This window comes from Streptomyces sp. NPDC098101, from assembly GCF_044760185.1.
GTDB lineage: Bacteria > Actinomycetota > Actinomycetes > Streptomycetales > Streptomycetaceae > Streptomyces.
Window position 1 is genome coordinate 379,294 of record NZ_JBIWAS010000002.1, and the last position, 26,476, is coordinate 405,769.

The 26,476-nt window shown below is 72.5% G+C and carries 23 protein-coding genes; 13 read left to right on the forward strand and 10 right to left on the reverse strand.

What is annotated here, in order from left to right:
* The first annotated feature begins 5 nt into the window (after window positions 1-5).
* Window positions 6-233, forward strand: a complete 228-nt coding sequence (locus ACIQVI_RS08790) for a hypothetical protein (protein WP_121831297.1) — start codon at window positions 6-8, stop codon at window positions 231-233.
* A 99-nt stretch (window positions 234-332) separates the two neighbouring features.
* Here ACIQVI_RS08790 and ACIQVI_RS08795 read toward each other — a convergent pair whose 3' ends face one another.
* Window positions 333-851, reverse strand: a complete 519-nt coding sequence (locus ACIQVI_RS08795; RefSeq protein WP_351973445.1) for a MarR family transcriptional regulator — start codon at window positions 849-851, stop codon at window positions 333-335.
* A gap of 143 nt (window positions 852-994) precedes the next feature.
* On the opposite strand from ACIQVI_RS08795, the gene ACIQVI_RS08800 reads away from it, so the two are divergent.
* From ACIQVI_RS08800 to alc, 3 genes are read left to right on the forward strand one after another with little or no spacing between them, the layout of a single operon-like run.
* Entirely contained in the window at window positions 995-1,993 is a 999-nt protein-coding gene (locus ACIQVI_RS08800; protein ID WP_403592949.1) for an EamA family transporter, read from the forward strand.
* 9 nt (window positions 1,994-2,002) lie between these two features.
* Window positions 2,003-2,929, forward strand: a complete 927-nt coding sequence (locus tag ACIQVI_RS08805; protein WP_403592952.1) for a LysR family transcriptional regulator — start codon at window positions 2,003-2,005, stop codon at window positions 2,927-2,929.
* Window positions 2,930-2,988: 59 nt separating this feature from the next.
* On the forward strand, window positions 2,989-4,113 hold the full coding sequence (alc, locus tag ACIQVI_RS08810) for an allantoicase (protein ID WP_403592955.1): 1,125 nt from the start codon (window positions 2,989-2,991) through the stop codon (window positions 4,111-4,113).
* A 75-nt stretch (window positions 4,114-4,188) separates the two neighbouring features.
* Here the strand turns inward: alc and pepN (ACIQVI_RS08815) are convergent, their stop codons facing one another.
* The 3 genes from pepN (ACIQVI_RS08815) to ACIQVI_RS08825 all read right to left on the reverse strand — a co-directional run bounded on the left by pepN (ACIQVI_RS08815) (window position 4,189) and on the right by ACIQVI_RS08825 (window position 9,167).
* Complete coding sequence (pepN, locus tag ACIQVI_RS08815; RefSeq protein ID WP_351973441.1) at window positions 4,189-6,765, reverse strand: aminopeptidase N; 2,577 nt, start codon at window positions 6,763-6,765, stop codon at window positions 4,189-4,191.
* 53 nt (window positions 6,766-6,818) lie between these two features.
* Window positions 6,819-8,060: a TerD family protein gene (locus ACIQVI_RS08820; protein WP_403592958.1), complete on the reverse strand. Its 1,242-nt coding sequence runs from the start codon at window positions 8,058-8,060 to the stop codon at window positions 6,819-6,821.
* A gap of 90 nt (window positions 8,061-8,150) precedes the next feature.
* Entirely contained in the window at window positions 8,151-9,167 is a 1,017-nt protein-coding gene (locus ACIQVI_RS08825) for an aspartate-semialdehyde dehydrogenase (RefSeq protein ID WP_403592961.1), read from the reverse strand.
* A gap of 174 nt (window positions 9,168-9,341) precedes the next feature.
* On the opposite strand from ACIQVI_RS08825, the gene ACIQVI_RS08830 reads away from it, so the two are divergent.
* The 5 genes from ACIQVI_RS08830 to ACIQVI_RS08850 all read left to right on the forward strand — a co-directional run bounded on the left by ACIQVI_RS08830 (window position 9,342) and on the right by ACIQVI_RS08850 (window position 12,518).
* On the forward strand, window positions 9,342-9,866 hold the full coding sequence (locus ACIQVI_RS08830) for a sigma-70 family RNA polymerase sigma factor (protein WP_403592964.1): 525 nt from the start codon (window positions 9,342-9,344) through the stop codon (window positions 9,864-9,866).
* Window positions 9,867-9,868: 2 nt separating this feature from the next.
* Window positions 9,869-10,621, forward strand: coding sequence for a hypothetical protein (locus tag ACIQVI_RS08835; RefSeq protein WP_403592967.1), 753 nt, complete (start codon window positions 9,869-9,871; stop codon window positions 10,619-10,621).
* A 207-nt stretch (window positions 10,622-10,828) separates the two neighbouring features.
* Window positions 10,829-11,560, forward strand: a complete 732-nt coding sequence (locus ACIQVI_RS08840) for a hypothetical protein (protein ID WP_403592969.1) — start codon at window positions 10,829-10,831, stop codon at window positions 11,558-11,560.
* Window positions 11,561-11,616: 56 nt separating this feature from the next.
* Window positions 11,617-12,141, forward strand: a complete 525-nt coding sequence (locus tag ACIQVI_RS08845; RefSeq protein ID WP_403592972.1) for a hypothetical protein — start codon at window positions 11,617-11,619, stop codon at window positions 12,139-12,141.
* Window positions 12,142-12,143: 2 nt separating this feature from the next.
* Entirely contained in the window at window positions 12,144-12,518 is a 375-nt protein-coding gene (locus tag ACIQVI_RS08850) for a hypothetical protein (protein WP_403592974.1), read from the forward strand.
* 65 nt (window positions 12,519-12,583) lie between these two features.
* Here the strand turns inward: ACIQVI_RS08850 and ACIQVI_RS08855 are convergent, their stop codons facing one another.
* Both ACIQVI_RS08855 and ACIQVI_RS08860 read right to left on the reverse strand, forming a co-directional pair.
* Window positions 12,584-15,904, reverse strand: a complete 3,321-nt coding sequence (locus ACIQVI_RS08855; protein WP_403592977.1) for a S8 family serine peptidase — start codon at window positions 15,902-15,904, stop codon at window positions 12,584-12,586.
* 175 nt (window positions 15,905-16,079) lie between these two features.
* Window positions 16,080-16,622 (reverse strand): CGNR zinc finger domain-containing protein, encoded by a 543-nt coding sequence (locus ACIQVI_RS08860; RefSeq protein WP_403592980.1) that lies wholly within the window; start codon window positions 16,620-16,622, stop codon window positions 16,080-16,082.
* A gap of 181 nt (window positions 16,623-16,803) precedes the next feature.
* Here ACIQVI_RS08860 and ACIQVI_RS08865 point away from each other — a divergent pair, with 181 nt between their 5' ends.
* From ACIQVI_RS08865 to ACIQVI_RS08875, 3 genes are all read left to right on the forward strand, one after another.
* The gene (locus ACIQVI_RS08865) at window positions 16,804-17,685 is read left to right on the forward strand and encodes a pyridoxamine 5'-phosphate oxidase family protein (protein ID WP_403592983.1); all 882 of its coding nucleotides are present in this window, start codon (window positions 16,804-16,806) and stop codon (window positions 17,683-17,685) included.
* 73 nt (window positions 17,686-17,758) lie between these two features.
* A complete protein-coding gene (locus ACIQVI_RS08870) occupies window positions 17,759-18,247 on the forward strand; it encodes an NUDIX hydrolase (RefSeq protein ID WP_403592986.1) in 489 nt (162 codons plus the stop codon).
* A 110-nt stretch (window positions 18,248-18,357) separates the two neighbouring features.
* On the forward strand, window positions 18,358-19,512 hold the full coding sequence (locus tag ACIQVI_RS08875; RefSeq protein ID WP_403592989.1) for a serine hydrolase domain-containing protein: 1,155 nt from the start codon (window positions 18,358-18,360) through the stop codon (window positions 19,510-19,512).
* 1 nt (window position 19,513) lies between these two features.
* Here the strand turns inward: ACIQVI_RS08875 and ACIQVI_RS08880 are convergent, their stop codons facing one another.
* Window positions 19,514-20,524, reverse strand: a complete 1,011-nt coding sequence (locus tag ACIQVI_RS08880) for a hypothetical protein (RefSeq protein WP_403592992.1) — start codon at window positions 20,522-20,524, stop codon at window positions 19,514-19,516.
* Window positions 20,525-20,706: 182 nt separating this feature from the next.
* Window positions 20,707-23,256, reverse strand: coding sequence for an aminopeptidase N (gene pepN / locus ACIQVI_RS08885; RefSeq protein ID WP_403592995.1), 2,550 nt, complete (start codon window positions 23,254-23,256; stop codon window positions 20,707-20,709).
* Window positions 23,257-23,402: 146 nt separating this feature from the next.
* Here pepN (ACIQVI_RS08885) and ACIQVI_RS08890 point away from each other — a divergent pair, with 146 nt between their 5' ends.
* Window positions 23,403-24,038 (forward strand): DsbA family protein, encoded by a 636-nt coding sequence (locus ACIQVI_RS08890; RefSeq protein ID WP_403592998.1) that lies wholly within the window; start codon window positions 23,403-23,405, stop codon window positions 24,036-24,038.
* A 124-nt stretch (window positions 24,039-24,162) separates the two neighbouring features.
* On the opposite strand, the gene ACIQVI_RS08895 is transcribed toward ACIQVI_RS08890, so the two are convergent.
* Together ACIQVI_RS08895 and ACIQVI_RS08900 are read right to left on the reverse strand one after the other, a co-directional pair.
* Complete coding sequence (locus tag ACIQVI_RS08895) at window positions 24,163-24,807, reverse strand: superoxide dismutase (RefSeq protein ID WP_351971465.1); 645 nt, start codon at window positions 24,805-24,807, stop codon at window positions 24,163-24,165.
* A gap of 172 nt (window positions 24,808-24,979) precedes the next feature.
* Entirely contained in the window at window positions 24,980-26,392 is a 1,413-nt protein-coding gene (locus ACIQVI_RS08900; RefSeq protein WP_403593003.1) for an amino acid permease, read from the reverse strand.
* Between the last annotated feature and the right edge of the window lie 84 nt (window positions 26,393-26,476).

Below are 26,476 nucleotides of genomic sequence, written 5' to 3' on the forward strand. Positions count from 1 at the left end.
GCACCGTGGACAAGAAGAACGCCCTGCGCGCCGGCGCCGTCGCGGCCGGTACGACGCTGATGATGCTGCTCATGTCGTCCCCCGCGCTCGCGCTCACCCGCGACGACGGTGACGACCCGGCCCCCAAGCTGGAGGTCGTCGAGACCCTCGGCCTGTTCGTGGCCGCCCCGCTGGTGCTGTTCCTGGTCATCGCCGGCCTGGTGATGGTGCTCGACAAGTCCAAGAAGGCGTAACTCCGAGGAGGCGCGCCCCCTTCCTCCGGCTCCGGCGAAGGCGCCGCACGGTACGTCGGTACCGTGCGGCGCCTTCGCGCGCCTCCGCCTCCGCCTTCGTCAGGCCGTGGCCGCGAGCAGCTTGCGCAGCAGCCCGGCCAGCTGTTCCGTCTCCTCCGCGTCGAGCGCCGACTCCAGGGCCGTCCGCTGCTCCGCGAGGCCGTCCGCGACCGCCAGGTCCACCAGCTCCCGGCCGCGCTCGCTGAGGGTGACCCGCAGCCCGCGCCGGTCGTTCGGGTCGGGGCTGCGGCGGAGCAGCCCGGCCTTCTCCAGCCGGTCGAGACGGCCCGTCATGCCCCCCGTGGTGATCATCAGGGTGGCGGACAGCTCGCGCGGCGAGAGCGTGTACGGCTCCCCGGACCTGCGCAGGGTCGCGAGCACGTCGAACTCCCCGAGCGCCAGGCCGTAGGGCGAGTACGCCTTGTCCACCCGGCCGCGCATGGCGTTCGCCAGCCGGTAGATCCGGCCGAAGACGGCCATCGGCACCGTGTCCAGGTCGGGCCGGACGACCGCCCACTGGTCGGTGATGGCGTCGACGGCGTCGTGGGCGGGGCCCGGGCCGGGGGTCTTCGTGTCCATGGGTTCCAGTCTCCCCTTCCGTACGACTCGACGGCAAGAAAGCCACTTGTGCGTAAGTAGCTTAGTGCTAAGTTAATCAACGCCAAGCGAAACCGGGGTCTCCGCACCCCGCGCACCGGCACTCGTCTCCAGGGGGAACCCGCATGTCCCACCCGACCGCCACGTCCCGCAGGGCCGCGTTCGTCGCGCTGACCGCCCTCGCCCCGATCTCCTGGGGCTCCACCTACTACGTCACCACCGAGTTCCTGCCGCCCGACCGGCCCCTCTTCACCGGCCTGATGCGCGCCCTGCCCGCCGGACTCCTGCTCCTGGCGCTCACCCGCACGCTCCCGAAGGGCGCCTGGTGGGGGAAGGCCGCCGTCCTCGGCGCCCTCAACATCGGCGCCTTCTTCCCGCTGCTCTTCCTCGCCGCCTACCGGCTCCCCGGCGGGGTCGCCGCCGTGGTCGGCTCCGTCGGCCCGCTCTTCGTCGTCGGCCTCGCCGCCCTCCTCCTGGGCGACCGGCCCACCGTCCGGGCCCTGGTCACCGCCGTCGCCGCCGCCTTCGGCGTCAGCCTCGTGGTCCTCCAGGCCGGGGCCGCGCTCGACCTCGTCGGCGTGGTCGCCGGACTGCTCTCCGCCCTCTCCATGTCGGCGGGCGTCGTCCTCACCAAGCGCTGGGGCCGCCCCGAGGGCGTCGGCGCCCTCGCCGCCACCGGCTGGCAGCTCACCGCGGGCGGCCTGGTCATCCTGCCGATCGCCCTCCTGGTCGAGGGCGCCCCACCGGCCCTGACCGGCACGAACCTGGCCGGCTACGCCTACCTGGCCTTCGGCAACACCGCGATCTCGTACGTCCTCTGGTTCCGCGGCATCGAGCGGCTGAGCGCCTCCTCGGTCACCCTCCTCGGCCCCCTCTCACCGGTCACCGCCGCGATCATCGGCTGGGCGGCCCTCGGCCAGGCGCTCGGCCCGGTCCAGCTCCTCGGCATGGCGATCGCCCTCGGCGCCACCCTGGTGGGCCAGCTGAACCCCCGCAAGCCCGCGACCCCGACCGAGGTCCCGACCGCTACCCCGACCGAGGTCCCGGCCGAAACCTTCAGCGCGCCCGAACGGAGGGAGCGGGAGGCTCCGGCCGAGCCGGAGGCCTCCGAAGCGCCCCGATAGGTTGCGCCCATGACCGAGTGGGACATCAAGAAGCTCCGGATCCTCCGCACCCTCCGCGACCGCGGCACCGTCACCGCGACCGCGGAGGCCCTGCTCATGACCCCCTCGGCCGTCTCGCAGCAGCTCACCAACCTCGCCAAGCAGCTCGGCGTCCGGCTCCTGGAGGCCCAGGGCCGCCGGGTCCGCCTCACCGACGCCGCCCACCTGGTCCTGCGGCACGCGGAGGCGGTCTTCGCCCAGCTGGAGCGCGCCGACGCCGAACTCGACGGCTACCTCCGGGGCGAGGCGGGACGGGTCCGGCTGGCCGCCTTCTCCACCTCCGTGCCCGCGCTCGTCGTCCCCGCCGTGCGCCGCCTGCGCACCGCGCACCCCCGGCTCGACGTCCGCGTCCGGGAGGCCGAGGCGGCGGAGGCGTACGAACTGCTCACGGCCGGCGAGGTCGACCTCGCCCTCTCGCTCGCCGCCCACGCGCCCTCCGCCCGCGACCCCAAGTTCAGCCGGGTGCCGCTGCTCGCCGACCCGCTCGACGTGGCCCTGCCCGCCGGGCACCCGCTCGCCGGCGCGCCCGGCCTGCGGCTCGCCGACCTCGCCGCCGAACCCTGGATCTACGGCGGGTCCGGACCCTGGTCCGAGATCACCACCGCCGCCTGCGAGGCCGCCGGCTTCGTGCCCGAGCAGGCCCACAGCGCCTCGGGCTGGACCGCGATCCTCGCCATGGTCGAGGCCGGGATGGGGATCGCGCTGGTGCCCCGCATGGCCTCCGCCGAACGCCGGAGCGGCACCGGGGTCGTCATGCGCGTCCTCTCCGCCGACCAGCCGCGCCGCCACGTCGTCGCGGCGGTGCGCGGCGGGGCGGAGGAGGGCCCGGCGGTCGCCCGGGTCCTGGCCGCGCTCCGGCAGGCCGCGGCCGAACGGGAAACCGTTCAGCGGAACTGAAAGGAACCGTCGAAAACATTCGATGGACCTGGAAGGGGCGGGCGCGGGAAGGTCGGTCCATGAGCAGCTTCGACGAGAACCAGGACCCGCACGCCAACGACGCCGCCCCCTACTCCGGCGGAGACCCCTACGCCGACTACCGCACCGGGGACTTCCCCTTCACCGAGCTGGTCGACCTCGCCGACCGCCGCCTCGGCGCCGGGGTCGTCGCCGCCAACGACGAGTTCTTCGCCGAGCGGGAGAACCTCCTCGTCCGCGAGCGCGCCGTCTTCGACCCCGAGCGCTTCGGCCACAAGGGCAAGATCATGGACGGCTGGGAGACCCGCCGCCGCCGGGGCGCCGACGCCGGGAACGTCTTCCCCGCCCCCGAGGACCACGACTGGGCGATCGTCCGCCTCGGCGCCCCCGGCGTCGTCCGGGGGATCGTCGTCGACACCGCCCACTTCCGGGGCAACTACCCGCAGAAGGTGTCGGTCCAGGCCACCGCCGTCGAGGGCAGCCCGAGCCCGGCCGAACTCCTCGACGCGACGTGGGAGGAGCTCGTCCCGCCCACCCCCGTCCGGGGCCACGCCGCCAACGGCTTCGCGATCGACGCCGGGCGCCGCTTCACCCACGTCCGCCTCCGCCAGCACCCCGACGGCGGCGTCGCCCGGCTCCGCGTCCACGGCGAGGTCGTGCCCGACCCCGAGTGGCTGGAGCTCCTCGGCACCCTCGACCTGGTCTCCGTACTCAACGGCGGCACGTACGAGGACGCCTCCGACCGGTTCTACTCCTCGCCCACCCAGATCATCCTGCCCGGCACCTCCCGCAAGATGGACGACGGCTGGGAGAACCGACGCCGCCGGGTCCGCGACACCCACGACTGGGTCCGCTTCCGGCTCGCCGCCCAGGGTGCCGTCCGCGCCGTCGAGATCGACACCGCCTACCTCAAGGGCAACTCGGCGGGCTGGATCGCCCTCCAGGGCCGCAACGGCGAGAGCGGCGAGTGGTTCGAGATCATCCCCAGGACCCGGCTCCAGCCCGACACCCTCCACCGCTTCAAGCTGCCCGCCCGGGCCGTCGTCACCCATGTGCGCCTGGACGCCTTCCCGGACGGCGGCGTCGCCCGGATGCGGCTCCACGGCACGCTGACGGAGCGGGGCGCGGCCGACCTGCGCGCCCGGTTCACCGAGCTCGGCGGCTGACGTCCCGGCAGGGCACGGAAAAGGGGCGCCCCACAGGGGAGGGCGCCCCTTCTCACGTACGGCCTACCGGCGGTCTCAGACCGCCGCCGCCGCGTCCGCCGCCTGCGCCTTCAGGGCGCGCTCGACGCCCGCGCGGCACTCCGTCACCAGACGCCGCAGCGCCGGAGCCGGCCGGTGCTCCTCCAGCCACGCGTCCGTCGCGTCCAGGGTCTCCTGCGAGACCTGGAGCGTCGGGTAGAGGCCGACCACGATCTGCTGGATCATCTCGTGGCTGCGGGTCTCCGAGACGCCCTTGATCGCCGCGAAGTACTTCGCGGTGTACGGGGCGAGCAGCTCGCGCTGGTCGGACCGGACGAAACCGCCGATGACGGCCTCCTGCACGGCGTTCGCCAGCTTGTCGTCCTCGACGACCGACGCCCAGGCCTCGGCCTTGGCCTCCTCCGTCGGACGGGCCGCCCGCGCGGTCGCCGCGTGGCGCTCGCCCGCCGCCGTGCGGTCGCGCTCCAGCTCGGCCGCGATCTCCGCCTCGTCGTAGTCCCCGGTCGCCGCGAGCCGCTGCACGAACGCCCAGCGCAGCTCGGTGTCGACCGCCAGGCCCTCGATCGTCTCGCGCCCCTCCAGGAGGGCCGCGAGCAGGTCGAGCTGCTGCGGGGTGCGGGCGGTCGCCGCGAAGGCGCGCGCCCACGCCAGCTGGTGGTCGCTCGCCGGCTCGGCCGCGCGCAGGTGCGCCAGCGTCGCCTCGGTCCAGCGGGAGAGCCCGGTCTCGCGCCACTGCGGCGCCGCGTACAGGTCGAGGGCCGCCTTGACCTGGCCCTGGAGCGACTGCACCACGCCGATGTCGGACTCCTTGGCGATGCCCGACAGCACCAGCTCCAGGTAGTCGCGGGTGGCCAGCTCGCCGTCGCGGGTCATGTCCCAGGCCGAGGCCCAGCACAGGGCGCGCGGCAGCGACTCGGCGAAGTCGCCCAGGTGCTCGGTGACGTTGGCCAGGGACACGTCGTCGAGCCGGACCTTGGCGTACGACAGGTCGTCGTCGTTCAGGAGGACGACGGCCGGGCGGCCCTTGCCGGCGAGCTGCGGCACCTCGGTCCGCCCGGACGCCGCGATGTCCAGCTCCAGGCGGTCGGTGCGGACCAGGCGGCCGGTCTCGTCCAGCTCGTAGAAGCCGATCGCGATCCGGTGCGGCCGCAGGACGGCCTCGCCCTTGGCGCCGGCGGGCAGCGCCGGGGCCTCCTGGAGGACCGCGAAGGAGGTGATGACGCCGTCGGCGTCGGTCTCGATCTCCGGGCGCAGGATGTTGATGCCGGCCGTCTCCAGCCACGCCTTCGACCAGGACGTCAGGTCGCGGCCGGAGGTCTTCTCCAGGGCGCCGAGCAGGTCCGACAGGCGCGTGTTGCCGAAGGCGTGCGCCTTGAAGTACGCCTGCACGCCCTTGAAGAACTCGTCCTGGCCGACGTAGGCGACGAGCTGCTTGAGGACCGAGGCGCCCTTGGCGTACGTGATGCCGTCGAAGTTGACGAGCACGTCCTCCAGGTCGTTGATCTCGGCCATGATCGGGTGCGTGGAGGGCAGCTGGTCCTGGCGGTAGGCCCAGGTCTTCTCCGCGTTGGCGAAGGTGGTCCAGGCGTTCGGCCAGCGGGTGCCGGGCACGGCGGCCTGGCAGGCGACCGAGGTGTAGGTGGCGAACGACTCGTTCAGCCACAGGTCGTTCCACCACTCCATGGTCACGAGGTCGCCGAACCACATGTGGGCGAGCTCGTGCAGGATGGTCTCGGCCCGCCGCTCGTACGCCGCGTCCGTCACCTTCGAGCGGAAGACGTACTGGTCGCGGATGGTGACCGCGCCCGCGTTCTCCATCGCGCCCGCGTTGAACTCCGGCACGAACAGCTGGTCGTACTTGGCGAACGGGTAGTCGTAGGCGAACTTCTCCTGGAACCAGTCGAAGCCCTGGCGCGTGACGTCGAAGATGTGGTCCGCGTCCAGGAACTCGGCCAGCGACGGACGGCAGTAGATGCCGAGCGGGACGGTCTGCCCGTCCTTCTCGTACGTCGAGTGCACCGAGTGGTACGGGCCGACGATCAGGGCCGTGATGTACGTCGAGATCCGGGGCGTGGGCTCGAAGACCCACACGTCGTTCTCGGGCTCCGGGGTCGGAGAGTTCGAGATGACCTTCCACCCGGCCGGGGCCTTCACGGTGAACTGGAAGGTCGCCTTGAGGTCGGGCTGCTCGAAGGAGGCGAACACGCGCCGCGCGTCCGGCACCTCGAACTGGGTGTAGAGGTAGGCCTGGTCGTCGACCGGGTCGACGAAGCGGTGCAGGCCCTCACCGGTGTTGGTGTACGCGCAGTCGGCGACGACCTTGAGCTCGTTGCGGCCCTCCCGCAGGTGCGGCAGGGCGATCCGCGAGTCGCGGAAGACGGCGGCGACGTCCAGGGCGTGCCCGTTCAGGACGGCCTCGTGGACGGCGGGGGCGACGAGGTCGATGAAGCTCTCGGCGCCGGCCTCGGCGGAATCGAAGCGGACGGTGGTGACGGACCGGTAGGTGCCGCCCTCCTGCGCGCCGGAGAGGTCGAGTTCGACCTCGTACGCGTCCACGGTCAGCAGCGCCGCCCGCTGCCGAGCCTCTTCACGGGTCAGGTTCGTGCCAGGCACCCGGTCAACTCCTCTGTTTCATGACGATGGGGCCCATCCTTCCACGGGGCGGCTCAGCGACGCACGGCACATTTCCACGGCCCGTCGCCGCTGATCCGCAGCAGTCCGGGACCCGCCACGGGGGCGCTCGCCCGGACCTCGCCGATCTCGTCGACCAGCTGGGTCCGCTCCTCGTCGTCGTGCAGCGGGTCCTCCGGCGGGGCGTGCCGGTGCACGGCGAAGCGGCCCTCCCCCTGGTGCAGGAAGTCGAGGACCCCGGGCGGCCCGTCGTAGACCACGAGGTCGTGCGCGATCCCCTCGACGTGGCTGTCGAAGCGGCGCGCGTGGGAGAGCGGCAGGACCCGCAGCGTCCAGGGGGCGTCGGCGTCCACCCGCAGGGTCAGCGGGCGGGAGCGCGGGACCAGGGCGACGGTCCGGGCCCGGACGTCGTCCTCGTACGCCATGAGCAGGGAGTCCTCGGCCCGCCCGTACGCGTCGCAGGACTCCACCGTGGTGAGGAGCGAGTGGTACGACTCCACCTCCAGGAGCACCCAGCCGCCCCCCGGCAGGTGCGGGTCGCAGTGCACGGTCTCCTTGCCGCGCCCCCGGTACACGGCGGGCGGGAACTCCACGCCGCGGGGGACGGGCGCGGGGGCCGCCCGCACCGGGGCGGGCGGCGCGTACACCGGAGACGCGTACACCGGCGGCGCGTACACCGGAGGCGCGTACACCGGGGGCGCCGCCGGAGGCACGTACCCCGGTCCCGGGATCGGCGGGGGCGGGGGCTCGACCACGATGCCGAAGTCCGTCGCGAGCCCGGCGAGCCCGGAGGCGTACCCCCGGACGGCCGTACGGAAGCGCCAGCCGCCGCCCCACCGGTGGAACTCGCCGAAGACGAAGGCGGTCTCCGTCGTCGCGTCCCCGATCACCCGGTACGCGACGGGCGTCCCGGCCGCGTCCGTGATCCGCACGTCGAGGCCGGGCACCCGTCCGAAGGCGCCCCCGTCGGCGGAGGCGGCGACCACGATCCGCCCCACGTCCGGCTCCACGCGCGCGAGGTCCAGCCACAGCCAGTCCGCGGCCGGGCTGCCGGGCGCGCCGGGGGCCGACCGGCCCAGGTGCCGCACGGCCCCCGAGGGGTGCTCGGCGTGGTTGTAGAAGACCAGGTCGGCGTCGCCCCGCACCCGCCCCGCGGCGTCCAGGAGCAGCGCCGACACGTCCGCGTCGGGCACCCCGTGCCCGGTCAGCCAGCCGACCGCCACGTGGAGCGCCTGCGCGGGGACCGGGACGCCGTCCCCCTCGGGTATCCGGTTCATGGGGGCACTCTGGCACGGCCGGACGCGCCGGAGGGGCGGCTCCCCGTAAAGGGAGACCGCCCCTCCGCTCGTACGCGCCCCGCGGGGTCGTCAGCCCTTGAGCTCGGCCGCGACCAGCTCCGCGATCTGCACGGCGTTCAGCGCCGCGCCCTTGCGCAGGTTGTCGTTGGAGACGAAGAGCGCGAGGCCGTTCTCGACGGTCTCGTCCACGCGGATGCGGCCGACGTAGGAGGCGTCCTTGCCGGCGGCCTGGAGGGGGGTCGGGATCTCGGACAGCTCGACGCCCTCGGCGCCCTTGAGCAGCTCGTGGGCGCGCTCGACGCCGATCGGGCGCTCGAAGCGGGCGTTGACCTGGAGGGAGTGGCCGGAGAAGACCGGGACGCGCACGCAGGTGCCGGAGACCTTCAGGCCGGGGATCTCCAGGATCTTGCGGGACTCGTTGCGGAGCTTCTGCTCCTCGTCGGTCTCGAAGGAGCCGTCGTCGACGATCGAACCGGCGAGCGGCAGCACGTTGAAGGCGATCGGGCGCTTGTAGACGCCGGGCTCGGGGAACTCGACGGCCCCGCCGTCGTGGGCGAGCGCGGCGGCGCCCTCGGCGACGGCCTTGACCTGCCCGTCCAGCTCGGCGACGCCGGCCACGCCCGAGCCGGAGACGGCCTGGTAGGTGGTGGCGACGAGGGCGACCAGACCGGCCTCCTCGTGGAGCGGCTTGAGGACCGGCATCGCGGCCATCGTGGTGCAGTTCGGGTTGGCGATGATCCCCTTGGGGCGGTCCTTGACCGCGTGCGGGTTCACCTCGGAGACCACGAGGGGGACCTCGGGGTCGCGGCGCCAGGCGGAGGAGTTGTCGATCACGACGGCGCCCTGGGAGGCGACCTTCTCGGCGAGGGCCTTGGAGGTGGCGCCGCCGGCGGAGAAGAGCACGATGTCCAGGCCGGTGTAGTCGGCGGTGGAGGCGTCCTCGACCGTGATGCCGTCCACGACGGTCCCGGCGGAACGGGCGGAGGCGAAGAGCCGCAGCTCGTCGAGCGGGAACGCGCGCTCGGTCAGGATGCTGCGCATGACTGTGCCGACCTGACCGGTGGCTCCGACGATTCCGACCTTCACGGGGACTCCTCCGTGCTCTGGGGACGTATGGGCGGGGTGCTGCCCTTCCATGATGCGGGCGACCACGGCGACCTTGTCCAATCCATTGTCCAGCAGACGGGACGGAGCGGGACGGCGACCGAACGTTTCGACCGGCCGCGGCGTCACAGGGGGGACACAGACAGGGGAGGAGGCGTGGTGGCGGCACGGAGGAGGGGCCCGGAGGACGACGACGGGCTGATGGACGCGGCGCTCGTGGACCGGGTGCGCGCGATTCTGGCGCTGGGCGGGGTGCCGCACGCGGAGCTCCAGGACGGGGTGCAGCAGGTGCGGCTGCGGCTGCTCGAAGCCAGGGCCAAGACCGGCCCGCCGCGTTCCGTCGCGGCCTGGTGCGCCGTCGTGGCCTCGAACGTCGCGGTGGACTGGCACCGGGCGCGGCGCCGGGAGGAACGGCTCGGCGAGCGACTGACCTCGATGTGGCCGGGGAGCGCGGACCGCGTGGGCGGCGAGGAGGCGCGCGTCCTGGCGCTCACGGTGGCCGACGGCCTCGAACGCCTGTCGTACAAGCAGAGGCAGGTCCTGGTGCTGCGGTTCTACGCGGACCTGCCGATGGCGAGGATCGCCGAGGAGCTCGGGGTCCCCGAAGGAACGGTCAAGAGCCGACTGCACGCGGCCGTGCGCGCGATGCGGGAGCGGCTCCACACGAACGAGGAGGTGTGAGGGTGAGGAACGAGGACGCGGACCCCCTGATGCTGGCCCTGTCGGACGAGCCCCTGCCGGAGGGGGCGGCGAGCGATCCGGAGGTCGCGAGGGCCCTGGCCGACGTGGCCGTCCTGCGCGAACAGCTCGCGCTCGTCGGCCGGGTCCTGGCGGGCCAGGACCCCCGGCCCGCTCCGGCCGACCAGGCCCCCCCGCCCGCTCCCCCCGGTCAGGACCCGTCGCCCGCTCCCGCCCGGATCCGGTCGCGTCGGGGGCAGCTCCTCGCGTGGACGCTCGCCGCCTCGGTGGCGGTGGCGGCGCTCGGCGTCGGCGGTGCCTACCTGGCGGCCCACGGCGGTGACACCGACGGCGACGAGGCGAAGCCCACCCCCGCCGGCGTCGTCGCCTGCTCCACGGACGTCGCGGAGGGGACGGTGACCCGCGTGGAGCCGCTGCCCGGGACCGGGGAGTTCCGGGTGGTGCTCCGGGTGGACCGTACGTACAAGCCGGCGGACGGCCCGCGGCGGCTCACCTTCGACTCGGCCGGTTCCGGTACGGAGGCCGGCGAGCCGTACTTCCGGCCGGGCACCCGCGTCCTCGTCCTCGTCCCGGCCTCTCCGGGACAGTCCGCGCTCACCTTCCGGGAGGGGGCGCCCCCGCCGGGCGAGGAGGGAGAGGACGTCGGCCCGGTGCGGGACGAGCTGGAGTACGGCCGGAAATGGCTTGAATCCGCCCTGCCGGAGGCCGCCGGCCTGAAATGCGAGGCCAATGGGTGAATTTATGACCATCGAATACCGATCGGAACCGGCCGGTCCGGAAACCGGGACGGAGCGGCCGGTGGGCATTCGATTGAAAACTCGTTGACCCCTGCGGAGCCGAGACCTAGATTACCCCTGCTCGATTTCAGCAAGATTTTCATCGGCAGTTCGAGTGGGGGGTATCAGGTGAGTAGAAGGAAAATGCCCATAATGGGCAGAGTCGCCGTGGCACTGGCGGTCGCGGCGACTGCAATCGGCGCCACAGCCTGGGCGAACGTGGGTGCGGAGGCCACTTCGGCGCACCGGGACGAGCGGCCCGAACGCATTGTTTCCGGGCGCGAGGTGTTCGACTTCAAGAACCTTGCAGAAATAACCTCGACTTCCAGTGTCATCGTCAAGGCGGAAGTCGTGGGAATCCAGCCGGGGCGGACGATCGGTTCCGCGGACGAAGGCGGACTGGATCAGGCGCGTGATGTCACGCTTTCCGTCACGACGTCCTACAAGCGTTTTCCGACGGTGCCCCAGACGATCGTCCTGGAGGAATGGGGCTGGGACGGTGACGGAAACGGCTACCAGGTGGAGAACGTCACCTGGAGCGAAATCGGCCACAAGGGCTACTACTTCCTCAAGCCGAGCGACGCCCCCGGCCGGTGGCGCCTGGTGAGCAACCAGGGCCGGATGCTCGACAAGAACGGCCGGCTCGAACTGTCCGCCGATCCGACGTCCCCCTTCGCCTCCTCCATCTGGATGGACGCGCTCGACCTCGAAGTCGAGCTCAAGCGCCTCACCGACACGAAGAAGCCGCCGACGGACCTGCCCCAGCCGCACGCGGAGCCCGAAGTCGTCACCGGTGACGCGGCGAGCACGCCCGCGCCCGGAGAGGAGACCGAGGAGCCCATTCCCGACGACTCCACCGACGACGGTTCGGAGCCGACTCCGTACCCGTCCTCGACCTGAGCCCCGTGGCACTCGACGACAGATCCGGCCCACCTCCTCCCAGGAAGCGACCTCCCGTGCTGCCCTCTTCGCCCAGAGTCATGGCGCTCCTCGCCGTGACGGCCGCCCTCGTCCTGGCCGTTCCCTCGGCCGCCCAGGCCGGCCACGACGACAGCGGAACCGACCCCGACAACCGCAACCAGGCCGTGAAGGGCTTCAGCCTCACGTCCAACGGCACCAGCGCGATGAACCACGGCAAGGCCGAACTGGAACGCAGCGTCATCACGACCTCGTGGGGAGGCGGAGACATCGAGGTGTACGACTCCACCTACGGCGACACGGGATGGCACGGCCGCACCGACTGCACCGACTGGAACGCCCTGTGGACCTCGTGCGACATCATCCGCGTGCGGTTGAACCAGTCGTACTCCAAGACGGCGTCTCAGTGGAAGAGCCTCGGCTGCCACGAGTTCGGCCACACCGCGGACCTCGGTCACCGGTACAAGTCGACCGACTCGGACAACAACTCCTGTATGCGCATCGAGATCTGGCCGACGCGCTACGACCAGCACGATCTGAACGCGATCAAGGCGGGGACGTGACCATGAGGAGGAGCATCGTCGCGGCGGGTGCCGCGGTGGCCGCCCTCGCGCTCACCGCCACCGGATTCCTGGTCACCCGGGACTCGGAGGAGGAGGCGTTCAAGAAGTCCGCGCGGAGCGCGCGGTTCTGCGACGAGGCGGCTCCGCTGGACCTGCGCAAGACCGAGGAGCTCGACTCCCACACCCGGCAGCACGTGATCGAAGACCTCGGCCGGATGGCCCCGGAGGACGTCTCCGAGGACTTCGACCGGCTCCTCTCGTGGTACGCGAAGCCGGGACACGGCGACGAGGAGGCGGCCCGCAAGTCCAGTTACCGGGTCGGCGAGTTCATCGAGCGGGTCTGCCCCGAGATCAACATCGGCGGCATCAGGGCCTGACGGCACGGAGACGCGGAAGGGGCGGACGCCGGAACCGGCGCCCGCCCCTTCTTCGTCGTGCGGTGTTACGGAGTGACCGCGCCGATCAGGACGCTGCCGGCGCCCGCGACGGTGCCGCGGGCGTTGACCAGCTGGACCTCGCCGAAGAACTGGCGGCCCTCAGGAGCGGCGCCGGCGACCAGGACCTCGGCCGTCACCGTGGCGGACCCGCCGTTGGGCAGGGCGGCCGGCTTCGAGCCGTCGACCTTCACGGTGCCGAGCGCGGACGAGTAGTACACGTCCTTGTAGTCGTACGTGGTGCCGCCCTCGGCCTGGACCGAGTAGCCGTCGATCACGACGGTGTACGTGCCCGCGGCCGGCTTCACCAGGGAGACGGCCTCCTCCGAGTCGCCGTCGGCGGCCTGCGCGACCTGCTTGCCGTTGAAGGACACGGTCAGGTCGAGGTCGGCGGCCCGGTCGGAGGTGTTGCCGATCGCGATGTCGAGCCGCTCGACGCCCTCGCCGATGGTGACGGTCCGGGTGTGCTTCTGCTTGTGCAGGATGGTCGGCGTCTCGGTCTTCTGCGAGCCGAGGGAGCCGCCCTTGAGGGTGCCCTCGATGCCCGCGAAGCGGTTGGTGACCTTCCACTGGACGGGGGCCGGGGTGCCGACCTTCGCCTCGGGGACGGTCTGGACGGCCGGGTCGAAGTCGACGCCGAGGGCCGAGACGGCCAGGGTGTACGGGTTGTCCAGGTCCGGCGACGTGCGGCGGGCCTCGACCTCGACCTCCCAGACGCCCGGCGTCGGGTTCGCGTACGAACGCAGGTCGGGGCGGCAGGTGTTGGCCGGGTTGTAGTGCGGGTAGCAGCCCGTGGTCGCGGTCGGGTCGACCGGGACGCCGACCGGGTGGATCGCGATGAACCGGGTCTGGCTCTTCGCCTTCAGACCGGACAGCGCCACCTCCAGCGTCTTGGCGCCCTGGGGCACGGTGACGAAGTAGGACGTGGTGCTGTTGCGCTGCACGGAGCCCTGGGCGGTGTACTTGTAGCCCGGGGCGACCAGGTCGTGCGCGACGACCGAGGTGGCGAGGATCTGCTTGTCGACGCCCTCGGTGCGCTCGTCGTCGGCCTCCAGGATGACGCTGTGCACGCCTGCGGTGGAGGCCTTGGCCTGGAGCTTGACGGTGACCGGCTTGTTCAGCGGCAGGTAGATCCGGTCGTCACCGACGATGCGGAAGGTGCCGTCGTTGTACTTGAGGTCCAGGTCGTGCCGGACCGGGCGGTCCGGGCCGCTGGTGCGGGTGAGGGTGACGTCGTAGATCCGCTTCTGGCCGACCTTGAGGTCGCCCTCGCGGTCGTAGACGCCGGTGCCCGCGCGCGGGGCCGGGAAGATCAGGGTGTCGACCGGGGCCTGCACCTTGTAGTCGTGGGCCGTGGCGCCGTCCTTGATGGACTCCCAGGCCTCTTCGATGTCGATGCGGCCGGCGCCCTGCTCGTGCGCGGCGACCCCGGGGATCCGCTGCGCGGTGGAGGTCAGCGCGGTGCGCAGGGTCAGCGGGGAGAGCGCGATGCCCTTCTGCTTGGCGGCCGAGAGCAGCAGCGCGCTCGCGCCCGCCGCCTGCGGCGAGGACATCGAGGTGCCGTTGAGCATCCCGTAGCCGGCGGGCAGCGCGTAGCCCGACTCGGCGAGGCCTGCGCCCGGCAGCCAGGTCGGGATGGTGTTCACGGCCGAGCCGGGGGCGGTGATCGTCGGGGTGAAGCCGCCGTCCTCGCGCGGGCCGCGCGAGGAGAAGGGGAACATGGCGTACTTCTTGGTGACGGCCGAGCCGTAGTTGGCGGCCCAGGTGTCCTTGGAGACGGCCGCGCCGACCGAGAGGACCTTGTCGGCCAGGCCGGGGTCGCCGATCGTGTTGATGCCGGGGCCCGAGTTGCCGGCCGAGATGACCAGCTGCACGCCGTACTGGTCGATCAGACGGGTGTAGAGGCGGGCGCGGACGTTGTCGCCGTCGTTCTGCTGCGGCAGGCCGCCGATCGACATGTTGACGATGTCGACGCCGCGGTTGACGACGAGGTCCGTCATGCCCTCGGTGAGGGCGGTGTTGGTGCAGCCGCCGGTCCAGGTGCACGCGCGCGAGGAGACGATCTTCGCGCCGGGCGCCGCGCCGTTCATCCTGCCGCCGAAGAGCCCGTGGGCGGCGGTGATGCCGGCGACGTGGGTGCCGTGCGAGGACTCGACGAGGCCGACGTTGACGAAGTCGAGCTTCTTGCCGACCCAGGTGCCGCCGGCCGGGTCCATCGGGACGTCCTTGCGGATCTCCACGACGAACGGGGTCTTCTCGACGACCTCGGTGGCCGGGTTGTCGGTACCGAAGTACCCGATCTGGAACCCGTCCTTGTACGGCTTCATCGGCGCGTTGTCCGTGAAGTCGTTGTTCTGGTCGGTGTCCACGCGGACGGTCCCGGCGACCGGGTCGTACAGCAGGCCGAAGACGTCGGTGGTGTCGCCGTCCCGGTTGATGTCGCCGGCCGGGTCGCCGCCCGCGGTGATCGACTCGGTGAAGCGGCTGAACCGGTACGAGCCCTCCGGGGCCTTCCAGCTCTGCGTGGCGGCGCTGAAGACGGGGCCGGAGACCGCGGTGATCTGCGGCTGCCAGGTGGCGTCGCCCTCGGTCAGCGGGTCCGTGGCGGTGACCCAGTCGACGATCTTGCGCTCGCCGGTGGTGGTCTTCTGCAGGGCCGGGTGGCCGAGGTCGACGCCGGAGTCCAGGATGCCGATGGTCACGCCGCGGCCGTCGGCCTTGGGGTGGCTCTCGACGAAGTCGACCGCGCCCGTCTCGTGGGAGGGGTTGTACGGGTTCCTCGCCGGGGTCTTCTTGCCGGGCGCCGGGTACGTCTTCTTGACGGTGGTGCCCTCGACGGGGCCCGTCGCGCCGCCCGTGTCCGGACGCGGGTCGTCCAGCGGGATCTCCGCCTGGAGGTCGACGGCCTGGACCGAGGAGAGCGCGGTGGCGGCCCGGATGGCGGCCTCGGCCTTGGCGGTCGGCAGGGTGGCGCGGACGTAGCCGAGCGCGTCCTGCTGCTTGCCGACCGAGGCGCCGGCGACGGCGTCCAGCTGGGCGGCGACCTGCTCGGTGGCGCCGGGGGCGGTGGCGACGAGGACGGTGACGTTCTTCTCGCCGGTCGCCTGGGCCTCGGTGAGGCGCTGGGCGTCGACGGCGCCGAGCTTGTCCGCGGAGTCCGAGGCCTTGACCGGGGGAGTGGTCCCCGGGTCGGCGGAGGCGAACGCGGGCACGGTGCCGGTCGCGACGAGCGCGGCGACGAGACCGGTGGCGGCCGCGAGACGGGCCGCCCGTCTCCGTCCGGGCGCCGAGGGCCGGGCTATGGAGCCCGGAGTCTGGGGGGTGGCCAATGTAGATCCCTGTCTGTGAAGGAGAGGGTCCGGATATCGGTTCCGGATGACCGCTCAGCCTTTCGCGAATGACAGGGTTTTGGGGAGAGTTGACGGGGAGGAGGTGTGCTTCGTGGCATGAACCCGCCAGTGTGCCCGATGCGCCACGGGGGGTGAAACGGTCCCAACCGGGGTGTTACGCCTCCTTGGTGCGGGCGTAGTGCCGGGAGGCCTTGGCCCGGTTGCCGCAGACCGCCATCGAGCACCAGCGGCGGGTGCCGTTGCGCGAGGTGTCGAAGAAGTGCAGGACGCACGCCTCGTGGGCGCAGGCCCGGATCCGGTCGGGCGCGGTGCGCAGCAGGTCGAGGTGGGCGCGGGCGGCGGTCCAGCCCGGCCCCCACGCCGGATCCGCGAACTCGGCCTCCTCGCCGGGGCCTTCGGCGGTGAGCGTGGCCCGGACGCGGCCGTGGCCGAGGACGGCGTCGACGCGGGCGGTGGCGTCGGGGTCGCCGGGCCGGTCGACGAGCGCGGCGAGCGCGTCCCGGGCGGCGAGAGTGTGGCGCAGAGTGGTGGCGTCGGCGGCGAACCGCCCCTCCAGGCCGTTGGCGGCGAGCCAGACGGCGAGCCCCTCGACACCGGTGAGCAGGTCCCGGCGGGCGCCCTCCTCGACCCAGCGGGTGTTGAGCAGGTCGAGGGAGAGGGGCTCGCCGGTGAGCGGCCGGGGGTCGATGGCGGTCATGGGCGGGCGTCCTCCTCGATGAACTAACCCCTCAAGAGTACGTGACCGGTTGACGCGCCCTCTGTCTAACCCTTAAAGTCGCAGGAGAGAGTTAGATTGGCCGAGGTGGCCCGCTCAGGAGGGAACCGCTCCCACCCGCGGCTTCTTCCGGAGGCCGCCCGGACGGACCCCGGAGGACCCCATGGGCGCCTACCACCCCGGATCGCTCGCCGTGCAGGAGCGCGTCGGCGTCCGCGACCTCGCCGAGCACGTGGGCCGCTCCATCGGCGCCGGCATCCGGCCGGTCGCCGCCGCCTTCCTGGAGGCCCGGCCGATGCTGGTGATCGGCGCGGCGGACGCGGACGGGCGCGTCTGGGCGAGCCTGCTCACCGGCGCGCCCGGCTTCGTCCGCGCCACCGGCCCGGCCACCGTCTCCGTCGCCGGCGGCGTCCCCGCCCGCGACCCGCTCGCCGGGGCGATCACCCCGGCCGGCACCCCCGTCGGCACCCTCGCCCTCGACCCCGGCACCCGCCGCCGTATGCGCCTCAACGGCACCGCCCGCCCCAGCCGCCGCGGCTTCACCGTCGAGGCGGAACGGGTCTTCTCCAACTGCCCCAAGTACCTCCAGAGGAGAGAGCGGTACGACTCCGAGCTCGCGGGCCCCGGGACCGGCACCCCGCATCACGGCGAGGCGCTCACCCCCGCCCAGGCGGCCCGCGTCCGTGCGGCGGACACCTTCTTCGTGGCCACCGCCGCCCCCGCCGGCGTCGACGCGAGCCACCGGGGCGGCGACCCCGGCTTCGTCCGGGTCGACGGGCCCCGGGAGCTGAGCTGGCGGGACTACCCGGGCAACGCGATGTTCCTGACCCTGGGCAACCTGGAGGCGGACGGCCGCGCGGGCCTGCTCCTCCCGGACTGGGAGACCGGCACGACCCTCCAGCTCACCGGCCGGGCGCACACCGAGTACGGCCCGGAGGACCGGGTGGTCCGCTTCCGCGCCGACCGGGTGGTGGAGACCCCCGGCGCCAGCCCCCTGCGCTGGTCGCCCCCGGAGTACTCCCCGGCCAACCCGCCCGCGCCCTGACACCGGGACCCGCCCCCCTGGTCGTTTCTCGGCCTTCTCGCCCGCGCCCGCGCACCGGCCCTAACCTCGTTCCATGAAGCGGCACTTGAGGGTGGCGGCCTACGCCGTGTGCGTCCGGGACGACGAGATGCTGCTCGCCCGCTGGGTGGCGGGCGACGGCACCAGGCGCTGGACCCTGCCGGGCGGCGGCATGGACCACGGCGAGGAGCCCGCCCGGACGATGGTCCGGGAGGTCGAGGAGGAGACCGGGTACACCGCCGAACCCACCGCCCTCCTCGGCATCGACTCCATCCGCCTGAGCGGCCGGCCGCGCCGCTTCGAGCGGCCCGGCGACCTCCACGGCATCCGGATCGTCTACGAGGCCCGGATCACCGGCGGCGAACTGCGCCACGAGACCGGAGGCTCCACCGACCTGGCGGCCTGGCACCCGCTCTCCGCCGTCCCCGGCCTGCCCCGCGTCGAACTCGTCGACATCGCCCTCGACCTGTGGCGCGAGCGGCCCCCGACCGGCCGTTCCCGGCTCGGTGCGCCGTTCGACCCCGCCCTGCCGCCGAACGGCTGAAAACGGCTCAACCGTCCCCGACCCGCTCAACCCTCCCGGCACCCCGCCGAGTCCTGCCCGCCGACCGCAGTACACCCGGAGCGCGCCGCGCAGAGTCCAGGGGAGCCCGCATGTCAGCCGTCCGCACCACCCGTACCGTCCGCACCGCCGTCGCCGCCGTCCTCGCGGCGGGCCTCACCGCCACCGCCCTCGCCACCCCCGCCCTCGCGGCCCCCGAATCCCGGCAGTGGGGCCACGAGGCCACGCAGCGGGCGCTCCGGGCCCAGGTCGACGCGGGCGTGCCCGGGGCCGTCGCGCAGGCCCGCGACGGCCGGGGGAACTGGACCGGCACCGCCGGCGAGCGCGGGGGCGACGACCGCTACCGGGTCGGCTCCCTCACCAAGACCTTCGTCTCCACCGTCCTCCTCCAGCTCCAGGCCGAGCGCCGGATCGACCTCGACGACCCGGTCGAGAAGTGGCTGCCCGGCGTCGTCCGGGGCAACGGCCACGACGGCCGGCGGATCACCGTCCGCCAGCTGCTCAACCACACCAGCGGCGTCTACGACGTCACCTCCGACCCCGCCTTCCAGGAGAAGGTCTTCGGCCCCGGCTTCCTGGAGCACCGCTACGACACCTGGACCCCGCGCGAGCTCGTCGACGTCGCCCTGGCCCACCCCGCCGACTTCCCGCCCGGCACGAGCTGGAGCTACTCCAACACCAACTACGTCCTCGCCGGCATGATCATCGAGAAGGTCACCGGCCGCCCCTACGGAAAGGCCGTCGAGAACCGGATCATCAAGCCCCTGAAGCTCCGCGCCACCAGCGTCCCCGGCACCCGCCCGTCGATGCCGAGGCCCAGCAGCCCGGCCTGGTCCAAGCTCTCCGCCGACCCGGACGCGCCCGTCCACGACGTCTCCCGGCTCAACCCGTCCATGGCCGGGGCGGCGGGCGAGATCATCTCCGACTCGAACGACCTCCAGACCTTCTACCGCGCCCTCCTCAAGGGCCGGCTGCTGCCGAAGGCGGAGATGCGGGAGCTGACCACCACCGTCCAGGTCTCCCCGGAGGTCCCGCAGATCCGGTACGGGCTCGGGATCATGTGGCAGAAGCTGAGCTGCGGCAAGGAGATCTGGGGTCACGCCGGCGGCATCCACGGCTCCGCCACCGAGGGCCGCGTCACCCGCGACGGCGAGCACTCCCTCGCCCTGAACCTCAACGCCGACTGGACGGGCGACGGCGGCGCCGTCCTGGAGGCCGAGTTCTGCGGCGCCCCTCCCCGCGGCTGAGTCAGCGGGGCAGGACGACGACGTACGCGGCGGGATGCCGGTCCGGCGCGGCCATCAGGGCCGTACGGACCACGGTGGCCTGCTGGTCCCTCGCCTCGCGCAGCTTGCGCGGGGTGAGGTGCACGACCGTGATGCCGAGCCGCTCCAGGTGCTCGCGCTTGCGGGTGTACTCGGACCACAGCGCGTCGTCGTCCTGCCGGGGCGCCCGGGTGTCCAGCTCGACGGCCACCGCCTGGTCGGGCCAGTAGGCGTCCACCCCGCCCAGGTGCGGGCCGCCCGGCAGCCGCAGGTCCACGTTCCACAGCGGGTCCGGAAGGCCGAACTCCCGCACCAGCTCGTACAGCCGCTCCTCGGACAGCGCGCGCCCCTCGGTGAGCAGCGCGTCCACCGCGTCCACCACGTGCGGCCGGGAGAGGATCCGGGCCCGGCTCAGCTCCCGTACGAGGGCGGCCGGTTCGCAGTGGCCGCCGCGCACCGCCTCGGTGAGCAGCGCGCGGACCGCCTCCGCCTCCGCCTCCGGGAGGCCCGCCACCGCGTCGGCGACGGCGCGGGCGACCGGGGCGACGGGGACGCCCGTGAGCTGCACCGGCTCCGGCGCCTGAGGGGCGCGCACCACCCGCACCCAGCCGGTCGAGCGCAGCCGTCGGGTGCGCGGCACCAGGACGTCGATCCGCTCCAGGGCGGTGAGCGGGGGAGCGGAGGAGAAGCGGTGCAGGGTGAGGGCGGCGAGCCCGGTGATCATCGCCTCCGGCCCCTGCTGCGGCAGGGTCCCGGGCCTGCGGGCGTAGAGCAGCGCGGCGTGCAGCCGGTCCTCGCTGGTGGGCGGCCCGGGGCGGAGCAGGAAGACGCCGGGCAGCACCTGCTGCCAGCCGCCCGGCCGGCACTGCGCGGCGACGTCGGCGGCGGAAACGCCCCGCGCCCTCAACTGGGCCGAGGTGGCGAGGCGTTGGGTGCGGCCGGTGCGGGAGGAGAGGGGGAGGGAGCGGGGGGTGAGGGGGGCGTTGTGGTTCATGCCGGGGGTCTTCCGCTTCCGAAGGCTCCCCTAACCCCTGTTACACGCTCGTCGACAATTGGGGACAAGCTCGCCCTAAAGTACGTGCGTTCGAGTGCCGATGGGGTGCGGCGCCCGCGCGCCGACACGGCGGCGGGGGCCCCGGGCCGAAGCCCGTGACCCCCGCCGCGTTCAGCCGGTCGTCACTCCGCCGCGCGGTCGCACTCCTGCGCGCGCAGCGCCCGCGCCAGGTCGTCCCGGGCCTCCAGGACCAGCCGCCGCAGGGCCGGCGCGGCCGACTCGTGCGCCGACAGCCAGGCGTCCGTGGCGGCCAGCGTCGCCGCGTCGTCCTGGAGCCCCGGGAACAGGCCCCGGACCACGTCCATGCCGATCTGGATCGACCGCTCGGCCCACAGGCGCTCGATCGCCGCGAAGTACTTCTCCGCGTACGGGGCGATCAGCTCGCGCTGCGAGGGCTGCGCGAAGCCCGCGATCGTCGCCTCGACCAGCGCGTTCGACAGGGCGTCCGACTCGACGACCTGCGCCCAGGCCTGCGCCTTGACCGCCGCCGAGGGACGGGAGGCGAGCAGCCGCACCTGGTGGCGCTTGCCCGTCGCCGTGTCGTCCCGGGCCAGCTCCTCGCCGATCCGCGCCTCGTCCGCCCGCCCGTGCGCCGCGAGCGGCGAGAGCAGCGCCCAGCGCAGCTCCTGGTCGACGTCCAGGCCGTCGATCCGCGCCGTGCCGTCGAGCAGCCCCTCCAGGAGCTGGAGGTCGGCGTCGGTGGAGGCCGTCGCCGCGAAGAACCGCGCCCAGGTCAGCTGGTGCTCGCTGCCCGGCTCGGCCGCCCGCAGCTCGCGCAGCCCGCCCTCGGCGAGCAGCCGGCCGCCCTCCTCGCGCCACTCCGGCGCCGCGTACAGCGTGGCGGCCGACTTCGTCCAGGCGTGCACCATCTGGAGGACGCCGATCTCCGTCTCGCGGCCCGCGAAGGCGAGGACGACGGCGACGAAGTCCCGGGCCGGCATCAGCCCGTCGCGGGTCAGGTTCCACAGCGCCGACCAGCACAGCGCGCGGGCCAGCGGATCGGTGACGTCGCCCAGGTGCTCCCGCAGGGTGGCGAGGGAGCCCTCGTCGAAGCGCATCTTGCAGTAGGTGAGGTCGTCGTCGTTGACGAGCACCAGGTCCGGCCGCTCCTCGCCCGCGAGCCCGGCCACGACCGTGCGGACGCCGGTGACGTCCGCCTCGGCCCGCGCGTACCGGGTGAGCGCGCCGTCCGCGTCCAGCCGGTAGAGGCCCACGGCCGTCCGGTGCGGACGGAGCTCGTCGCCCTCCTGGAGGACGGCGAGCTCGGTGATCCGGCCCTCGGCGTCGTAGGTGACGTCCGGCGCCAGGACGTTCACGCCCGAGGTCTGGAGCCAGGACTTCGCCCAGCCCTTCATGTCGCGCCCGGAGGTCTCCTCCAGGATCGCGAGCAGGTCGCCCAGGCGCGTGTTCCCGTACGCGTGGCGCTTGAAGTAGCGGCGCGCCCCCTCCAGGAACGCGTCCCGCCCGGCGTACGCCACGAGCTGCTTGAGCACCGACGCGCCCTTGGCGTACGTGATGCCGTCGAAGTTCAGCTTGGCGTCCTCCAGGTCACGGATGTCGGCCGTGATCGGGTGGGTGGACGGCAGCTGGTCGGCGCGGTACGCCCAGGACTTGCGGTTGTTGGCGAAGGTCACCCAGCTGTTCGTGAAGCGGGTCGCCTCGGCGTTCACGAAGGACCCCATGAAGTCCGCGAAGGACTCCTTCAGCCACAGGTCGTCCCACCACACCATGGTGACCAGGTCGCCGAACCACATGTGCGCCATCTCGTGCAGGATGACGTTGGCCCGCGCCTCGTACGAGGCCTGCGTGACCTTGCCCCGGAAGACGTACTCCTCGCGGAAGGTCACCATGCCCGGGTTCTCCATCGCGCCGAGGTTGTACTCGGGGACGAAGGCCTGGTCGTACTTCCCGAAGGGGTAGGGGAAGTCGAAGTTGTCGTGGAAGAAGTCGAAGCCCTGCTTGGTGATCAGGAAGACGTCGTCCGCGTCGAAGTGCTTCGCGAGGCCCTTGCGGCACATCGCCCCGAGCGGGATCTCCAGGTCCCCGCGCCGGTAGGTGTCGGTGACGTAGTGGTACGGACCGGCGACCACGCAGGTGATGTACGTGGAGATCGGCGCCGTCTCCGCGAACCGCCACACCCCCTCGGCGTCCCGCTCCCCGGCGCCGTTCGACCAGACCGTCCACTCCTCCGGCGCCGTCACCGAGAAGCGGTACGGGGCCTTCAGGTCGGGCTGCTCGAAGTTCGCGTACACCCGGCGTGCGTCGGCCGGCTCGTACTGCGTGTAGAGGTAGACCTCGCCGTCCTCCGGGTCGACGAAGCGGTGCATCCCCTCGCCGGTCCGGCTGTAGGCGCACTGCGCGTCCACCACCAGGGTGTTCTCGTCCGCCAGGCCGTCGAGCGCGATCCGCGCGCCGTCGAAGACCTCGGCCGGGTCCAGGGAGCGCCCGTTCAGGGTGACCGCGTTCACCGAGGGGGCGATCAGGTCCGCGAAGGTGCTCGTCCCCGTCCCCGTGCGGCGGAAGCGGATCGTCGTCACCGAGCGGAAGGTGCGCACCGCCTCGTCGGACGCGCCGACCGCCGAGCGCAGGTCGAGGGCGACCTCGTACCCGTCGACGGACAGCAGCGCGGCCCGCTCGTGGGCCTCGTCGCGGGACAGATTCTCACCGGGCACGGTCACTCCTTCGTGGCGCGTTCGAAACAGCACCGATCCTCCCATGTGCCCCTGTCGCCCGGTACACGGGAATGCCCATCCGGGTCCGTGGCGTTCTCCCCTTTCGGCGCACCGCCTTCCTTCCCGTGGCCGTACCGAGGAGTGACATGTCCGAGAGCAGGACCACCGCAGACTTCTACTTCGACCCGCTGTGCCCCTGGGCCTGGATGACCTCCCGCTGGATCCTCGAAGTGGAGAAGGTGCGCCCGGTCGACGTGCGCTGGAAGGTGATGAGCCTGGCCGTGCTCAACGAGGACCGGATCGACGAGCTCCCCGAGGAGTACCAGGAGATGCTGCGGACCAAGGCCTGGGGCCCGGTCCGGGTCGTCATCGCCGCCCAGCAGCTGCACGGCGACGAGGTCGTCGGCGATCTCTACACCGCGCTCGGCACCCGCTTCCACAACAACGGCGAGGGCCCGACCCGCGAGGCGATCGCCGGGGCCCTGAAGGACGTCGGCCTGCCCGAGGACCTGGTGGAGTACGCCGACAAGGACACCTACGACACCGAGCTGCGCGCCTCCCACCAGGAGGGCATCGACAAGGTCGGCCAGGACGTCGGCACCCCGGTGATCGCGGTGCCCGGCCCGGACGGCGAGGAGGTCGCCTTCTTCGGCCCGGTCGTCACCCCGACCCCGCGCGGCGAGGCGGCGGCCCGGCTGTGGGACGGCACGCTGCTGGTGGCGGCGACGCCGGGCTTCTACGAGATCAAGCGCACCCGGACGGCGGCGCCGAGCTTCGAGTAGCCACCGCGTTCCCCGGAGACAGAAGAACCCCCGCGATTCACGTCATCGCGGGGGTTCTTCCTCATTCCGCCCGCACGTGAAGGTTGAGAAGACGATCACGAGTGGGACGACGGTGGGTCGCCGGTCAGAAGGAGATCAGCGGGACCGAGGCCTTGGCGGCGTGGTACCGCTTGTTCACGTCCTGCCAGTTGACGACCTGCCACATGGCCTCGATGAAGTCGACCTTCTGGTTCTTGTACTGCAGGTAGAAGGCGTGCTCCCAGGCGTCGAAGACCAGGATCGGGACCGAGCCCTGGCCGACGTTGCCCTGGTGGTCGTAGACCTGCTCGACGATGAGGCGGCCGCTGATCGGCTCGTACGCGAGGACGCCCCAGCCGGAGCCCTGGGTGGTCGCGGAGGCCTTGGTCAGCTGGGCCTTGAACTTCGCGAAGGACCCGAAGGACTCGGTGATCGCGTCCGCGAGGTCACCGACGCCGTCGGCGGCCAGCGGCTCGCCGCCGCCCCCGTCCTTCGGGCTGTTCATGTTGTTCCAGTAGATGGAGTGGAGGATGTGGCCGGAGAGGTGGAACGCGAGGTTCTTCTCCAGCCCGTTGACGGACCCCCACTGGTCCTTGTCGCGGGCTTCCTCCAGCTGCTCCAGGGTGTCGTTCGCACCCTTGACGTAAGCCGCGTGGTGCTTGTCGTGGTGCAGCTCGATGATCTGCGGATTGATCACCGGCTCCAGCGCCGCGTAGTCGTACGGCAGCTCGGGAAGTGTGTAGATCGGCATGTGCCCGGCCCTTCGACTGCTCCTGCTTATTGCAACCTGTATGCAGGTGCAGGCTAACAGCAGGTGCGATCTCCACGTGATCAGCCCTTCGTCCTAGGTCCCGTGTCCCGGCATGGAGAAACCCCCGGACCGGTGAACGGTCCGGGGGTTTCCCGTCGGTGCGGAGGCGCGGTCAGGAAGCGCGCTTCCCCGCCGACTTCTGGCGCACGAGGCCGATGCCGGCGAGCAGCAGGGTCAGGCCGCCCGTCCAGTACAGCTGGACGCGGGTGCCCTCCTCACGGGCCATCAGGACGAAGACCACCGCCATCCCGGCCAGCGCCACCCAGGTCAGGAACGGGAAGGCCCACATCCGCACGACCAGCTTCTCGGGCGCCTCGCGCTCGGTGCGGCGGCGCAGCACCAGCTGGGAGGCGGCGATGAAGAACCAGACGACCAGGATGATGGCGCCGATGGTGTTGAGCAGCCAGACGAAGATGTCGTCCGGCCGCCAGTAGCTCAGCAGCACGCAGCCGAAGCCGAAGACGGAGGAGGCGAGCACGGCCGGGCGGGGGACGCCGCCGGAGGTGCGGCCGAGCGCCTTCGGGCCCTGGCCGCGCGCGACGAGCGAGGCGGCCATGCGGGAGGCGCCGTAGACGTTGGCGTTCATCGCGGAGAGCAGGGCGACGAGCACGACCACGTTCATGATCTGGCCGGCGGCCGGGATGCCCAGGTGGTCGAGGGTGGCGACGTACGGGCCCTTCTCGACGACCGCCGGGTCCTCCCACGGCACCAGGGTGACGATGACCGCCATGGAGCCGATGTAGAAGAGCGCGATCCGCCACATCGCCGTACGGACGGCCTTGGCGACGCCCCGCACCGGGTGCTCCGACTCGGCCGCCGCGATGGTGACCGTCTCCAGGCCTCCGTACGCGAAGACCGAGGCGAGCAGGCCCACGATCAGGCCCTCGGAGCCGTGCGGGAAGAACCCGCCGTCGCCGGTGAGGTTGGCGGTGCCGGGGGCGTCCGAGCCGGGCAGCAGACCGGTGATCGCCAGCACGCCGATGCCCAGGAAGAGGACGATGGCGCCGACCTTGAGCGCGGCGAACCAGAACTCGAACTCGCCGAAGTTCTTCACGGCCGCCAGGTTGGTGACGCAGAAGACCAGCATGAAGAGCGCGACCCAGGCCCACTCGGGGCTGCCGGGGAACCAGCCGGTCATGATCTTCGCCGCGCCGATGCCCTCCAGGCCGACGGCGACGCAGAGCAGGAACCAGAAGGCCCAGCCCGAGGTGAAGCCCGCCCAGGAGCCGAAGGCGCGCTCGGCGTGGACGGAGAAGGAGCCCGAGGCGGGGTTCGCGGCCGACATCTCGCCGAGCATCCGCATCACCAGCATCACGAGGATGCCGGAGAGGGCGTAGGCGACGACGATGGAGGGGCCGGCGGCGGCGATGCCGGCGCCGGAGCCGACGAAGAGGCCGGCGCCGATGACGCCGCCGAGGGCGATCATCGAGAGGTGGCGCTGCTTGAGGCCGTGGGAGAGCCCCTCGGCGGGGGCCGCGCCGTCGTCCTCGCGGTCGACGGGCGCGGGCGCGGTGGTCCGGGACATGGGCCGCCCTGTTCACTGGCTGGGACGGGGGAACGGGCCACAGTCTGGGCGGGCGCACCGCTGAGAGGGAACCGATGTCCGCTA